Source organism: Paenibacillus cisolokensis (assembly GCF_018403665.1).
GTDB lineage: Bacteria > Bacillota > Bacilli > Paenibacillales > Paenibacillaceae > Paenibacillus_AH > Paenibacillus_AH cisolokensis.
Genome location: NZ_BOVJ01000242.1, coordinates 1 through 14619, shown reverse-complemented (window position 1 = coordinate 14619; position 14619 = coordinate 1). Strand labels below are relative to the sequence as shown.

Annotated in this window: 15 protein-coding genes and 2 pseudogenes; 13 read left to right on the top strand and 4 right to left on the bottom strand. The window is 57.1% G+C overall.

Going from position 1 to position 14619, the window contains the following annotated elements:
• Positions 1-1291: pseudogene (locus PACILC2_RS25275) on the top strand (hypothetical protein); the annotation flags it as partial.
• A 55-nt stretch (positions 1292-1346) separates the two neighbouring features.
• On the opposite strand, the gene PACILC2_RS25270 reads toward PACILC2_RS25275, so the two are convergent.
• Positions 1347-2354 carry a DUF3137 domain-containing protein gene (locus PACILC2_RS25270; RefSeq protein WP_213531712.1) on the bottom strand — a complete coding sequence of 336 codons (1008 nt, stop codon included), beginning with the start codon at positions 2352-2354 and terminating at the stop codon, positions 1347-1349.
• Between the two features lie 3 nt (positions 2355-2357).
• Positions 2358-2909 (bottom strand): LemA family protein, encoded by a 552-nt coding sequence (locus tag PACILC2_RS25265; protein WP_213531710.1) that lies wholly within the window; start codon positions 2907-2909, stop codon positions 2358-2360.
• 112 nt (positions 2910-3021) lie between these two features.
• Between PACILC2_RS25265 and PACILC2_RS25260 the strand changes: the two genes are divergently transcribed.
• From PACILC2_RS25260 to PACILC2_RS25230, 9 genes and pseudogenes are all read left to right on the top strand, one after another.
• Entirely contained in the window at positions 3022-3330 is a 309-nt protein-coding gene (locus PACILC2_RS25260; RefSeq protein ID WP_213531708.1) for a hypothetical protein, read from the top strand.
• A 368-nt stretch (positions 3331-3698) separates the two neighbouring features.
• Positions 3699-5399: a cache domain-containing protein gene (locus tag PACILC2_RS25255; protein WP_244863854.1), complete on the top strand. Its 1701-nt coding sequence runs from the start codon at positions 3699-3701 to the stop codon at positions 5397-5399.
• Positions 5396-5674: a hypothetical protein gene (locus PACILC2_RS27710; protein ID WP_244863853.1), complete on the top strand. Its 279-nt coding sequence runs from the start codon at positions 5396-5398 to the stop codon at positions 5672-5674. The genes PACILC2_RS25255 and PACILC2_RS27710 overlap by 4 nt, the downstream gene beginning before the upstream one ends.
• Before the next feature lie 82 nt (positions 5675-5756).
• Entirely contained in the window at positions 5757-5939 is a 183-nt protein-coding gene (locus PACILC2_RS27705; protein WP_244863851.1) for a helix-turn-helix domain-containing protein, read from the top strand.
• Positions 5940-6110: 171 nt separating this feature from the next.
• Positions 6111-7739, top strand: coding sequence for an extracellular solute-binding protein (locus PACILC2_RS25250; protein WP_213531706.1), 1629 nt, complete (start codon positions 6111-6113; stop codon positions 7737-7739).
• Between the two features lie 155 nt (positions 7740-7894).
• On the top strand, positions 7895-8788 hold the full coding sequence (locus PACILC2_RS25245) for an ABC transporter permease (protein WP_244863855.1): 894 nt from the start codon (positions 7895-7897) through the stop codon (positions 8786-8788).
• A 13-nt stretch (positions 8789-8801) separates the two neighbouring features.
• Positions 8802-9681 (top strand): annotated as a pseudogene (locus tag PACILC2_RS25240) (carbohydrate ABC transporter permease).
• A 13-nt stretch (positions 9682-9694) separates the two neighbouring features.
• Positions 9695-10819, top strand: a complete 1125-nt coding sequence (locus tag PACILC2_RS25235) for a glycoside hydrolase family 88 protein (protein WP_213531704.1) — start codon at positions 9695-9697, stop codon at positions 10817-10819.
• Positions 10820-10903: 84 nt separating this feature from the next.
• Entirely contained in the window at positions 10904-11326 is a 423-nt protein-coding gene (locus PACILC2_RS25230; RefSeq protein ID WP_213531701.1) for a DUF4395 domain-containing protein, read from the top strand.
• Between the two features lie 83 nt (positions 11327-11409).
• Here PACILC2_RS25230 and PACILC2_RS25225 read toward each other — a convergent pair whose 3' ends face one another.
• Together PACILC2_RS25225 and PACILC2_RS25220 are read right to left on the bottom strand one after the other, a co-directional pair.
• Complete coding sequence (locus PACILC2_RS25225) at positions 11410-12069, bottom strand: PspA/IM30 family protein (protein WP_213531699.1); 660 nt, start codon at positions 12067-12069, stop codon at positions 11410-11412.
• A gap of 23 nt (positions 12070-12092) precedes the next feature.
• The gene (locus tag PACILC2_RS25220; protein ID WP_213531697.1) at positions 12093-12323 is read right to left on the bottom strand and encodes a PspC domain-containing protein; all 231 of its coding nucleotides are present in this window, start codon (positions 12321-12323) and stop codon (positions 12093-12095) included.
• Positions 12324-12636: 313 nt separating this feature from the next.
• On the opposite strand from PACILC2_RS25220, the gene PACILC2_RS25215 reads away from it, so the two are divergent.
• From PACILC2_RS25215 to PACILC2_RS25205, 3 genes are all read left to right on the top strand, one after another.
• Complete coding sequence (locus tag PACILC2_RS25215) at positions 12637-13248, top strand: SRPBCC domain-containing protein (protein WP_244863849.1); 612 nt, start codon at positions 12637-12639, stop codon at positions 13246-13248.
• A gap of 53 nt (positions 13249-13301) precedes the next feature.
• Positions 13302-14081: an ABC transporter ATP-binding protein gene (locus PACILC2_RS25210; protein WP_062493470.1), complete on the top strand. Its 780-nt coding sequence runs from the start codon at positions 13302-13304 to the stop codon at positions 14079-14081.
• A gap of 78 nt (positions 14082-14159) precedes the next feature.
• On the top strand, positions 14160-14495 hold the full coding sequence (locus tag PACILC2_RS25205; protein ID WP_062493468.1) for an antibiotic biosynthesis monooxygenase family protein: 336 nt from the start codon (positions 14160-14162) through the stop codon (positions 14493-14495).
• The last annotated feature ends 124 nt before the right edge of the window (positions 14496-14619 follow it).

Sequence of the window (14619 nt, the reverse complement as noted above, 5' to 3'; positions counted from 1 at the left end):
CGTCGTTGCCTCCCTGCTTCATCCGCATGTTCGGCAATATGAAGTTTGTCCGTGGCCGCGCCGCGTCTTCGAAGGGAGTTATCCGGCCGAGAACGGTCAAGGCAAGGAGACGATCCCGGCCGATTACGCCACCGTTCTGCTTACCGTCATGAACGTTCTTCGCGACATGCATCGTCATGAGGAAGAGGGAGCAGACGGCGCATCGTACACGTCGGGAATCGGCTTGTGTCTGGCCAATTCGGCCATGTACCAGCGGGGAGACGTCATCGCGCAGGGCAAGGACGAAGGGGAACCGTTCAAATACGACGGCACGGCCACGACCGATGCGCTGACGGACGGGCAGCGGGAGCTGCTCGATTGGTCCCGATTTTACGGCATGGCGCTGCCGCTAGTGAAATCCGGCATTCCGCTGCGGCCGATACAGCTCGACAATCTGGTGCCGTTCCCGGGTTATCTGGACGGATACCGCGTGCTGCTGCTCAGCTACGAATTCATGAAGCCGGAGCATCCCGGTATTCACCATGCGCTCGGCCAGTGGGTGAGGGAAGGCGGCGTGCTTGTTTATGTCGGAGACGGCTCCGATCCGTTCCACAACGTTCGCGAGTGGTGGAACCGGGGTTCCGGGAACCGGGCGTACGAACGGCCGGAGCAGCATCTGTTCGAGTCGCTGGGACTCGGCCGCGATCCGGCGGAAGGAGAGCACCGGGTCGGGGAAGGCGGCGTCATCGTCCTGCCGCTCGACCCTGCTGCGCTGTCCCGCTCCGCAGAAGGCGCCAGGCAGGTACGGGATGTCGTCCGCCGGGCGCTTGCGCTGCGCGGGGAAGGCGGCGATTTCAAACCGGCGAACGCCCTCAAGATCAGGCGCGGTCCGTACTTAATCGTCCATGTCCTGGATGAGACGGAGGAGGAAACGCCGCGGCCGGTGAAGCTGAACGGGACGTTCGTCGATCTGTTCGAGGCCGGGCTTCCGGTGCTCCGGACGGTGACGCTTAAGCCGGGGGAAGACGCCCTGCTCTATGATCTGGAGCGGGGACGGAAGGACGGCAGGCCTTGCGTTGTGGTCAGCTCGTCGCGCATCCGGGACGAAAGGCAGGATGCCGGACGGATCGCTTTCGTGTCGGAGGCGCCGTCGGGCGTGAACGTCAGCACCCGCATTTTCGTGCCGCAACCGCCGCGCCGGGCGATGGCCGGAAGCGCGGACGCAAAGCTGAGCTATGATCCGGCGTCGGGCACGGCGCTGGTCCGTTATCCCGGAGCGCCGGAAGGCGTCGAAGTGACGCTGGAGTGGTAAACGCTCCGCCGCCAAAGGCCGACAAACGAGCAGGCTTCAGGTGCCTGCTCGTTTGTCATTTGCTCCATATTCTCGTATTCAAGTCGAACAGCTCGATCAGGCCGAAGAAAAACACGAATTCGTCGCGAATGCGCCTCACTTGCCGGTCGACGGGGCGGCGAATATTCGGCTCGAAATAATTGCTGCCGCTTGAGATGGCCACATACATTTTCGAGCCGACGAAGGCCGCCTCCACCTTTTGCGGGTGGGCTTCCTTGAACTTCAGCAAACGTTCCATAAAATTGGCGGACAAAATGTAGCGGGCTTCAACTTCGTCGGTCGTATTCGTAATAAACAGACGGTTGAAGTCGTCGTTTTCCAGCTTGATATGGTTAATTTTCACAGATCGGAAGGCGTTGCCGAGCGCATTGCCGATCCGGTTGAGAAAGCTGCCGCCGCCGAAAAAGCCGTTCGCCAAAAGGAGCGTCACCCCCCGGAACGATTTGTGGAAGTCGGCGACGAACAGCACGCCGTCAAATACGGTGACCCGCCGCGTCGTTTGCTGGCCTTTGGCGTTCGTACGGCGTTCGATCCGGACAAGCCTGAGCTCGGAAAATTCGAAGTCTGTCAGACCGAGCCTGCCCTGGAACAGATCTTCGCCGTCGATTTCGTCGATTCGCTCTTCGAACAAGCAGCAGTCCCGGATATGGCTGTCGCTGATCCGGTAATCGCTGAGATAGTTCCAGCGGTATTCGTAATCGCTCGTCTCGTTCGGCAAGGAGCAGTTCCCGACGAGCTCCCGGACGATGCCCGTGACGAGAATATCCTTGAATTTCCGGCGGAAAGCGGCGTATCGGCGCATAAGAAAAAAAGCGGTTACGATAATGGCGGTCAGGCCGACGATACCGGTCAGGACGATCGCCTGCCCATAGCCGGTCAGCAGCGTCGCCGCCGACAGCGCGACCGCAATGGCAATCACGACCAGCCCCTGGCGCAGCGTTCTGCGGTATCCGGCACGATCCGCCTCCAACTCTTCGATATGGGGACGCAGCGCGACGATCAGCTCTTCATAAGACGGAAACACGCGCTACCCCCGCAGAATGGATTTCAAATCCACGTCTTGTTTTTTGGACTCGTCGATTTCGAGCAGCTCTTTGGGGGTGAAGCTCAACGCGCCAGCCAGCATATTGGCCGGGAACATCTGAATCATCGTATTGTACTTGTTCACGCGGGCGTTATAGGTTCTGCGGCTGGCGGACAGCTTCTCCTCCAGATCGTTAACCGTTTTCTGCAGATGGATATAGTTGTCGCTGGCTTTCAGATCCGGGTAGTTTTCCACCTGCAGCGTCAATCTTTCGACGAGCCGATCCGATTTGCGGTACGCCTCGACTTTCTCGTCGTCGCTCATGACAGCAAGTTCGTTCCGCAGCCTCGTAATCTCGTTCAGCGTCTCGCGTTCATGGCGGGCGTAAGCGACGACCGCCTCCGCAATATTGCAGAGCGCGTCGAAACGCTGCTGCAAATAGACGTCGATCGCGGCGAACGCCTCCTTGACATTGTTTCTTGCGGCGACCAGATTGTTGTACAGGATAATGACAAACAGCAGGACGACGGCTGCGCAAGCCAATGCGATCCACATAGTGGCATGCACTCCTCTCTTTACCAGTTGGCTCTTCATATACTATAGTTATCAACATACGTCTTTCGAAGGCTTAAGGTTTCACAAAATAGAGCGAGAGGGGAAGTTGTGCATGTCCGGCAAAGAGGGGCACGGCAAGAGAGAGCAGGGTTTCGTAGCAAGATGGACGGCTGTCCGCCGGAAAGGAAAGGGCAGGTATGTGATGACGAGGGGATTGCTTTTCGGCCTGCTGCTTTATGCGGTGTGGCTGGCCGTCACGCTGATCGAGATTGCCGTGTCCGAATTCAGGCAGGCGTTGTTCGACAGAGGCGATTTCGCTGTCAGCATGCTGATATGGTTCGTCGTATATATGACGATCGGAATGGTGCTGGCAGCGCACAGATGGAAAGCGAATGAAGCGAAATACCGCTATTTGACCTGATCCGCTTTCGCGCATCGTATTCAACATGTACCGTTCCTTATCCGCATAGACGAGCAGCCCCCCGACCGAATCCTCGCCTTCCAATAAAGAATCCCCGTTTCCAAATCGTGCAGCCGGCCCATCGTCGTGACTTCCTCGCGCGGCATCAGACTGCCGGCGAAACGCTTGACTGCGAGCGTCGCCCGGTTGTTTCCGAATCATTCTCCCGATTTGCAATATTTATGATGGATAATCAGTATTTAAGAAATGGTGTTCAATGCGGTTTCGGAACATTTATGATGATATGAAAGCTGCATATGGCGGGAGGGAAATCGGGAATGTCGAAAACGGAAACTCGCACACGCGCAACGGGTCGTTCTTCAAGTCGCATGAATGTGTTAGCCGCGCTGCTCCTTTCCTATTTGGCGGTTCTGCTGCTGCCAGTGGCCGTTTTCGGGGTATTGTACACGCAAATCGAGAAAGTGATGGAACAAAACGCGAACCATGCGAATTTGGCGCTGATCGAACAGGCGAAGCAAGTGGTGGACGGCCGCCTGGACGAAATGCATCTCATCGCCCGCAATATTACGTCGCACCCGAAGCTCGATTCGCTCTTGCGGTCGGGGGCTCCGAGCAGCGGTACGGATCATTACGCCTATCTGGATTTCATGCGTGAATTGGCGCGTTACCGCAACAGCAGCAGCTTCGTCAGCGACTTCTATGTCTATTTCCGGGAAAGCGATATGATCGTCACCCCCAGCATGAAGTCGAATTCGGCCATGTTTTATTCCGGCGTTTACGGTTACGACGGGATGACCTACGAGCAATGGAAAATGGACATTTTGCATGTCGGCCATTACAACGGCTTTTTGCCGATTGCCGAAGTGGGGAACGCCGCGAGAAAGAAACGGATGCTGACGTTTTTGCAAGCGCTTCCTTTTGGGGAGAAGTCCGACCCGAAAGGGATGCTGGCCATCTTCATCGACGAGCGCCAAATCGCCGCGCTGCTGGAGAAAATTACGAAAGCGAGCCATGGAACGATCTACATTAAAGACGCGAGCGGACAAGTCATTATGAGCTACGGCGGCAACCCGCAGGAGACGGAGGGCGACGGTGAAGACGGCGGCCGGATGATGACGCTGTCCGTGCATTCGGCGGCCAGCGGTTGGGAATACGTCTCCGTCGTGCCCGAGGAAGTGTTCTGGGCGAAAGTAAACGGCATGAAGCGGATGGCCATAGGCGTGCTCGTGGTTTACCTGATCGCCGGAGCGGCGGCGTGCGTGTACATGACCTATCGCGCGTACAATCCGTTGCGGGACATTATCCGGTTTATCCGGCAGTCCAAGCCGGCGCCGGCGCATCGCGTCCGGAACGAATACGACTATATCAAGTCGGCGGTCGCCGATTCCTTCGAGAAACAGACCGAAATGGCGGAACAGTTGTCCAGGCAAACGCCGGTCATTCGTTCCAATTTTATCGCCCGCCTGCTGAAGGGATACGTCAATGTCCGGGAGCTGTCGACCGAATCGCTGGCGTTTATGGGCGTTTCATTCCCTTATCCCTGCTACTGCGTTGCCGCTGTCGGGCTGCGGGACGCAAGCGAATTCATCCGGGGCGATACGGAAGGCGAATGGGCGCTTATCCGTTTCGTCACGGGAAAAGTGGCCGAAGAAATACCGTTCGCCGTCTCTTATCCGGTGGAGATCGAGAAAGATCTGGTCGCTGTCGTGCTCAACATGCCCGAGCATTACGGCGTCGCCGATCTGTACGACTGGGCGGATCGGCTTCAGACCGTTATCGGCCAGCGATTCAAGACGTCGACAACCGTCGGAATCAGCAGTATCCGGCACGGACTCGAACCGATCGCCAGTTGTTTCGCCGAAAGCATGAAGGCGCTCGAATATTCGATTTTTACAGCTTACAAGCCGGTGCTGCTGTACGAGGAAATGAGAAACAAGGCGGAGGACTATTACGATTTCCCGTTGGAAACGGAGATTCAGCTGATCAACGCGGTGAAAAGCGGTGATAAAAAACGGCGGAAAGCATCATCCACAATCTGTACCGGAACAATTTCGGCGAAAAGCCGATGACGCCGGAGCTTGGCCGGCTGCTCTTCGCCAATCTGGTCAGCACGCTGTTCAAGCTGCTCAACGCCTTGAATTTGAAATACGAGGACATGTTCGGTTCCGCCCGGAAGCCGCTGGAAAGCATCAACGAAGCGGGCTCGGTGGAAGAGTTGTACCGCAACGTATGCGCGATGTTCGAGAAAGTCTGCCTGCATGTCCAGGAACAGCGGGGCGACGCTGCGGCCGTCATGCTGGAAAAATCAAAAGCTACATCGACGAGCATCATGGCGACGCGATGATCGGTCTGGTCTCGATCGCCGACCATTTCAACATTACGCCGCCTTATTTGTCCGCCTTCTTCAAAAACATAGCGGCACCAATTTGACGGATTATTTGGCGCAGGTGCGGATCGAACGTTCCAAGCAGCTGATGAAGGAGTCGAAGCATACCATTTCGCAAATCGCCCGCTCGGTCGGATATGCCAACGATGTCGGATTTATCCGGGTTTTCAAAAAGTACGAAGGGATAACACCGGGCAAATACCGGGACATGCTTCGTTCCTGAAGTCGATCTTAACAGACGATTATGCGGAATCTTAAATGCGGATAGCGGATCATGAAATCGTACGGTATACGGCTTGCCCGCTCTTGCCTAGAATCGAGTCATGGCCGGACCTCGCCGGCCGACAGGAAGCGCATAATTTTTCAAGGGGAGAGAAGGAGGAATAAGGCAACGATGAAAACGAAACGGAATCGGGCCGTACAGGCGGCGATCCTGATGCTCGTCATGGCGGTCATCGCCGGCTGCAGCGGCGGCGGTTCGTCGCCCGCAGACACCGGGACAGGGGATAAGGGGACGGACTCGGAAGGGACCGAACGGAAAGAAGTCGGCTACCCGGCGAAGCTGACCTATTGGGTGGAGCTGAACGGCAATGCAGCGGCCACGATGCAAGACGCGAACGGCATCGCCGCCTATCAGGAGCTGGAGAAACGTACGGGCACGAAAGTGGAATTCCAGCATCCGCCGGCGGGACAAAGCAAAGATTCGTTCAACATTATGGTGTCGTCGGGCAATTTGCCGGATGTCATCGAATACAACTGGGCTACCGTGTCGGGCGGACCGGACAAGGCGATCGCCGACAAGACGATCATCCGCCTGAACGAGCTGATCGAACAGCACGCTCCCAATTTGAGCAAAGTGCTGAACGAGAATCCGGACTACAAAAAGCAGATCACGACCGATGACGGCAACATCTACGTCTTTCCGTTCATTCGCGGAGACGATTACTTGCTGACGTTCAACGGCATCATTGTCCGGCAGGACTGGATGGAGAAGCTGAATTTGCAAATGCCGGAAACGATAGACGAATGGTACGAAACATTGAAAGCGATTAAAAACGGCGATCCGAACGGCAACGGCCAGGCGGACGAAATTCCGCTGCTGCTCGAGCTGACGATGACGAACATCAACCACGCCTTCATCGGCGCCTGGGGGATTACGACCGGATTTTATCAGGTGGACGGCGAAGTCCGATACGGTCCGATCCAGCCGGAATTCAAGGAATATTTGGCCACGATGAACAGATGGTACGCCGAAGGGCTGATCGATCCGGATTACGCCGCTACGGACGGCACGCTGAAGGATGCCAAGGTGACGGGCAATCAGGCGGGCGTATTTATGGGATATATGGGCAGCAGCCTCGGCCGGTATACCGACCTGGCGGCCAACACCATTCCCGGCTTCAAGCTCGCCGCCGCGCCGAACGTCGTGCTGAACAAAGGGGATACGCCGCTGCTCGGCCAGAAGGATTCGCCGTTTAACGGCGTCGGGGCGGCGATTACGACGTCGAACAAGAACCCGGAAGAAACGGTCAAATGGCTCGATTTCCGATACGGGGAAGAAGGACATATGCTGTTCAATTTCGGCGTCGAGGGCGTCAGCTACGAAATGATCGACGGTTACCCGACCTACACCGACGAAATTATGAACAATCCGGATCTCCCGGTAACCCAGGCGATGGCCAAATATATTCAGGCGAACTATTCCGGTCCTTTCGTGCAGGACCGCCGTTACGTTGAACAGTATGCGTCGCGGCCCGAACAGCGGGAGGCGATCGAAACCTGGATGAAAGCCCAAAACGACCGGCTTATGCCCGTCGTGACGCCGACGGCGGAAGAAAGCTCGCGCTATGCTTCCATCATGAACGAGGTGCAGACGTATTACGACGAAATGGTGAACAAGTTTATTATGGGCGTCGAATCGCTCGACCAGTTCGACAGATTCGTGGAAACGCTGAAAGGCATGGGCGTCGAAGAGGCGGTCCGGATTCAGCAGGCGGCGCTCGATCGATTCAACAACCGCTAATCGCACAGGATTTGCGCGTGCCGGATCGGCGTTACCGTTTGTCCCGGCACGGATCTCGGCACGCGCTTTCCGCATGAGGAGGGCAGAAGGTGCAGCTGAAAGAACAGGCTTGGTCTACGGAAACGAGCGGCAGCCGGCAGACGTTCGGAACGAAAGTGGTCAAAGATTTTCGCCGAAACTCGACCATCTATTTGATGCTGCTGCCTGTCATCGCGTTTTACGCCGTATTTCATTACGGGCCGCTGTACGGCATTCAAATCGCCTTTAAAAACTTTTCCGCAGGTCTTGGCATCTGGAACAGCCCGTGGATCGGCCTGCAGCATTTTCAGAATTTTTTCAACGGCTTCTTCTTCTGGCGGATATTGCGCAACACGGTGCTGCTCGGCCTTTACGATCTGATCTTTGTCTTCCCGGCCTCGATCGTCCTGGCGCTGCTGCTGAACGAAGTGCGCCATCGGGTGTTCAAGCGGACCGTGCAATCGATCACCTATTTGCCGCATTTTATTTCCGTTGTCGTCGTCGTCGGCATGCTCGTCGATTTTTTGGCGATGGACGGCCTGATCAACCAGCTGATCGTCATGTTCGGCGGAGATCCGATCCCGTTCATGCGGCTGATGGAATGGTTCCGCACCATCTATATTTCGTCGGCGGTCTGGCAGGGCATCGGCTGGGGCTCGATCATTTATTTGGCCGCCATTTCCAATATCGATCCGTCTCTGTACGAAGCGGCGAAGGTGGACGGGGCGGGGCGTTGGAAGCAGGCGCTGCTCGTGACGCTGCCGGGCATTTTGCCGACCATTATCATATTGCTCATTTTGCGGATCGGCTCCTTCATGGCGCTGCAGGACGAGAAAATTTTGCTGATGTACAATCCGATGACCTACGAGACGGCCGACGTCATCGGCACTTACGTCTACCGCAAAGGGATACTGGAAGCGAGCTACAGCTTCAGCGCCGCTGTCGGCCTGTTCAATTCGGTTATCAACTTCGCGCTGCTGGTCGCGGCCAACTATATGAGCAAGCGGTTTACCGACACGAAGCTGTGGTAGGGAGGGGAGCGCAATGAAAATCGCAAGATCTGCCGGCGAACGGGCGTTTGACGCCACCAATGCGGCGCTGCTCGTCCTGCTGTCCGTCGTGACGCTGTATCCGTTTCTGTATGTGCTGTTCGCCTCCGTCAGCATCCCGTCGGATTTCGTGCAGCATCGGGGCATTTTGCTGTGGCCGAAAGGCTTTACGCTCGATTCGTACCGGATGGTGTTCGAAAATCCGAATATCGTTTCGGGGTATTTGAATACGATATTTTACGTCGTCGTCGGAACTTCGCTCAATATTCTGATGACGTCACTCGGCGCATACGCCCTGTCCCGCCAGAATGTAATGTGGAAAAATGCGGCGATGATGATGATCGTCCTGACGATGTTTTTCGACGGCGGGCTCATTCCGAGATATTTGCTGGTCAAAATATCGGGCTGCTCGACTCGTACTGGGCTTTGATCATTCCGAGCGCGATGACGACGTGGAACCTGATCGTCATGCGCACTTCGTTCCAGGCGGTGCCGGTGGCGCTGGAGGAATCGGCGCGGATCGACGGCGCGAGCGACTGGACGATTTTGTTCCGGATCGTCATTCCGCTGTCCTTGCCGGTCATCGCGGTCATGGTGCTGTTTTACGGCGTCTGGCACTGGAACAAATGGTTCGACGCGCTTATCTATTTGCGCAATCGCGAACTGTTCCCGCTGCAGCTTATATTGCGCGAAATTTTGATTCAGAACGATACGGGCAGCATGATGACGTCGGTCAGCGGCGGCGACCGGATGCCGATCGGCGAGACGATCAAGTATGCGACGATTATGGTGGCGACGCTGCCGATTCTGTTTTTGTACCCGTTTCTGCAAAATATTTTGTGAAGGGCGTCATGATCGGCGCAATCAAAGAATAGGAGGCGCGAATTCATGTGGCAGCGGGCGATCGAAGACGCCGTGGCGAAGACGAAAGCGAATATGGAGCGGTTCGGCCTGGCGTTTCCCCATATTGCGAACGGGGAGCGCTATGAATGGGGGGACAGCAACGACTGGATCGAAGGCTTCTATACGGGCATGATCTGGCTTTGTTACGAATATACGGGAGAGCCGGCGTTCCGGGACACGGCCATGAAGCATGTCGGGCTGTTCCGGGAACGGCTTGAGGCAAAGCGCAGCCTGGACCATCACGATATCGGCTTTCTGTACATGCCGTCCGCGCTGGCGGCCTGGATCGTCGAACGGGACGAGGCGGGGAGGCGGCTTGCGCTGCAGGCGGCCGATCAGCTGATGCTCCGCTGGCGGGAAGAAGGGCGGTACATTCAGGCATGGGGACCGAAGGGGGACCCGAAAAACGGGGGCCGCATCATTATCGATTGCATGATGAACATTCCGCTTCTGTACTGGGCATACGGGCAGACGGGCGACGAACGGTACCGGCAGGCGGCGGTCGTCCACGCGGACAAGAGCAGACGGTATTTGATGCGGGGGGACGATTCCTCCTATCACACCTTCTACTTCGATCCTGCTGACGGCCGGCCGATCGGCGGAGGGACGCATCAGGGCTATCACGACGGCTCGACCTGGACGCGGGGACAGGCCTGGGCGATTTACGGCTTCGCCTTATCGTACCGGTACACGGGCAACCCGCTGTATCTGGACACGGCGAAGCGCGCCGCCCGCTACTTCATCGCGCATTTGCCCGAGGATCATGTCGCATACTGGGATTTCGACGCCCCGGTCCTGCCCGGTACGCCGCGCGACAGCTCGGCTTCGGCCATCGCCGCCTGCGGGATGCTGGAGATTGTCGGCCATCTTGCGGAAGATGACGCGGACCGCGAGCTGCTCGCCGGTTCCGTGCAGCGTGCGATGACGTCGCTCGTTCGAAATTATGCGACGATCGGCGCGCCGGACGCGGAAGGATTGCTCCGGCACGGCTCGTACCATGTCCGCGGCGGCCGCGGTCCGGACGACTTCATGATCTGGGGAGACTACTATTATTTGGAGGCGCTGCTGCGTTTGACAAAGGGAATTCCCGGTTATTGGTACGAGCGATAACGCTTGAAAGGTCATTCACAATCGGTCCGTTTCCCTGTATAATAGTTGCAAACATTGCAAACCAAGTGGAAAGGTCGGATAAAAGTGAGTGACGCTGCGTCTATCATTCCCCGTCCGCTCGTTCGAACGAATCAATGGGTGATCGTCATCTCCGTGCTGATCGCCTGGCTTTCGGGCTATTATTGGGTTCTGGCGATCCCGCTCGCGGCCGGCATCGCCGGCGTCCTCTTCGATTTCAATCCGGTTATGCGGCTGGCGAAGCTGTTTTTGCGCAAGCCGCCTTCGCATTACGTTCCGGAGGACAAGGAACAGCAGAAATTCAATCAATGGATGGCAGTAGGCTTCCTGCTGCTGGCGCTTGTCAGTTATGCGCTGGAATGGACGACGGCGGCCTATGTGTTCACGGCGATGGTTGCGCTCGCTGCATTCGTGGCCATTCTCGGCTTTTGCGTCGGATGCTTTATCCAGTATCAATGGAAAATGTACGTCGCCAGGCGCCGCCGCTGATTCATCAATCCGGCGGAACGGGAAGAAGGGCCGTCCGCAAGCAGGACAAACTGCTTGCGGACGGCCCTTTCGCTCTCGCCGGTCTACTCTGTCTTCCGCTGCCGCAGCCTCTCCAGCTCCTCTTCGATCCGGGCATGGCGCGCCGCCGCCGCATCGGGTGCCGGGCTTCCAGCATGGCCGCTTTCGGCATAACGCTTCGCTGCAAGTTCGGAGCGGCTTTCCCATTGCATAATTTTCTCTTCCATCCGCTCGAATCCGCTCAGCGCTTCGCTGCCGCAGCCGGCGTAACGGACTTGTGCGGCCGCTTTCCGCGCGCGCTCCGCCAGCTCCCCGTGCCGGGCCTGCATCGAAGCATGCGCGGCTTTCGCGGTCTCAAGCCGGCGTTCCAGCTCGGCGACGGCCGCGCGGGCGGCGTCGAGCTGCCGCGCCGTCTCGTCCGCCTTCTCCATGTAATGAAGCTTCGCTTCCAGCGCCAGTCTGGCCTCGGCTTCGCGCCCGCCCGTCACCGCTTCGGCGGCGCGCTCCTCGGCCTGCGCCGTCTGCTGCCGCAGCTCTTCCAGACGGGTTTCGAGCCAACGTTCCGTTCCTTTTTGCTTTGCGATTTCCGCCTTCAGCCGCTCGATTTCCTCTGCCGCATTTTTGACGTAATAGTCCATCATCCGGACAGGGTCTTCCAGCTTGTCAAGCAGCTCGTGAGCTGCCGCTTTCGTAATGTTCAACAGCCGATTCAATACGCTGCTCATCGGCATTCATCTCCTCTCGCGATTTAAAGATAGGGATTGCCGGTATGATACAGAGGCTCCGGCGTCAACGGTTCTTTCGGCACGATCAAGCTGCAGACGATATAGAGGAACAGCACGGTGCCAAAGCTGAACAGACAGCCGACGACGGCGAATACCCGCAGAATGTTGGCGTCGACGCCGAAATACTCCGCTAGCCCTCCGCACAGGCCGGTCAGCTTTTTATCGGTTCGGGACAGATACAGTTTGCGGCGCATGTCAAGCATCTCCTTTCGAATTCCACGCTTATAGCTATATCGTAAAGAAACGCCGCGCGCAGCGTAACGGACTTGCGGAGGTTTCGGATTCTCGACTTTGGTCGGGCCGGACCGAGACCCGGGACGGAGCCGGCGCTTCGTCGATGTGCCGCCGCAGCGCCCATTCGCTTCATTCGCCTGCCCTCCGGAATTTGCGCGGCGAAGAGCATCTGCGAATATTACGGGCAGCGATGAAACATTTGTAAACGCTGACTGCCGCTGTCAGCGTTTCTCCGTTATAATGGTTGAAAAAGGTTGAGGGAGGAACGTCAAAATGCCAGGCGTCATGTTTCGGACGGATGTGGAGCGCGAAACCGGATTGTCGTGGGAGAGGTGGGTGAAGCTGCTGGAAGAGAATTGCGGTCCGGCCCCGACCTGCGATCAATTGGCCGAATATTTGCAGGAGCGCGGCGTCGGCCCCGAATGGGTGCCGATCATCGCCGACATGTACGGAGAGCGGCTGGGGCGCAAGCCGGTCGGCCAGACGATGGACGTCGGTTTCAATGTCGGCATCAGGAGAACGGCGGCAATTCCGAAGGAAGAAGCGTGGCATCATCTCGTCTCGCCATCCGGCCTGAAGCTGTGGATCGGCGATGTGGAGCCGTTCCCGCTGCAGGTCGGAAGCGTATTTCAGTCCAAAGGCGGCGTCTCCGGAAAACTGGGCGTCGTCAAGCCCTATGAGAAGCTGCGGATGTCGTGGCGCCGCCGGGAATGGGACAACCCTTCCACGCTTCAGATTACGCTGCTCGCGACGAAAACGGGAAAGACGACATTTGCGTTCCACCAGGAGAAGCTTGAAGATGTTTACATGCGGTATGTGATGAAGCGGCACTGGGAAAAGGTCGTCGACCGGCTGATCGAAACGGCGGTTCGCCACATTCGATAACGGGAAGGGTTGGAAGCGATCGACCGGCAAATTGACGAGGAGGCTGCCTGGAAATGACAAACGTAATCGAGCTGAATCAAGTGACATGGAGGCGCGACGACAAAACGATACTCGAGGGGATCGACTGGCAGGTGCGCCAAGGTGAGCATTGGGCCGTTCTCGGTCTTAACGGTTCGGGCAAAACGACGATGCTGAACATGATCAACGGCTATATCTGGCCGACGACCGGCACCGTATCCGTGCTGGGCCATCCGTTCGGCACCGTCGATCTGCGGGAGCTGCGCAAATCGATCGGCTGGGTCAGTTCCTCTTTGCAGGAGCGGCTGTATGGGAACGATCGGACGCAATATGTCGTGATCAGCGGCAAGCATGCGTCGATCGGGCTGTACGAGAAGCCGACCGATTACGACATCGAGAGAGCGTTTCACCTGATGCGAAGGCTTGGCTGCGGACATTTGATCGATCGGCCGTACCAGACCTGTTCACAGGGGGAGAAACAGAAGGTGCTGATCGCCCGGGCGCTGATGGCGGAGCCGAAGCTGCTCATCCTGGACGAAGCGTGCAACGGCCTCGATTTTCTGTCGCGGGAAGCGCTGCTCTCCAGCATCAGCGAGCTGGCCGAATCGCCGGATGCGCCGACGATGCTGTTTGTCACGCATCATATCGAAGAGATCATCCCCGAATTCACGCGCGTGCTGCTTCTGCGCCGCGGTGCGGTATTCGCCCAAGGGTTGTCGCGCGACGTATTGAACAGCGACGATTTGACGGACTTTTTCGAAACGCCGGTTCACGTCAGCTGGCGAAATGGCCGGGCATGGCTGTCGCTCAAGTGACTTATTGACATTGATAATCTTTATCATTTACTATTAAAGTCAGAAGGTTTCCAATAAACGGATGCAAAGGAGCTGCCTATGTTCGTTCAAATGCGCAGTATCGTCGTGGAGAAGGGGTATGCGGATCAGGTCGTCGAGCGTTTCAGCAAGGAAAGCCCGGTAGACGGCATGGAAGGGCTGATCGACCGGACCGTCATGGTGAACCGGCAAGGGAAGGAAAATGAAGAGGTGCTCGTCATGATTCGCTGGGAATCGGAAGAGGCCTGGAAAAATTGGGAGAAGAGCGACGTACACATTCAAGGACACCGGGAAAAGAGAGGCCAGCCGAAACCCGAGTATGTCATCGGCACGACCGTCAAGATGTATCATGTGAAATTTGCGAAGACCGGCAAATCCGGTCAAACCGTCTCTTGAACGCATCGGCTCGCGGACCGTTCTCCGCAGCCGTATTTTTTTTGGCGAAATCGTCCGTTTTGGCTAAAAACTACTTTCTAATTGCGGCGGAATGCGTCAAACTGTATAAGGTACAATTTGTTTG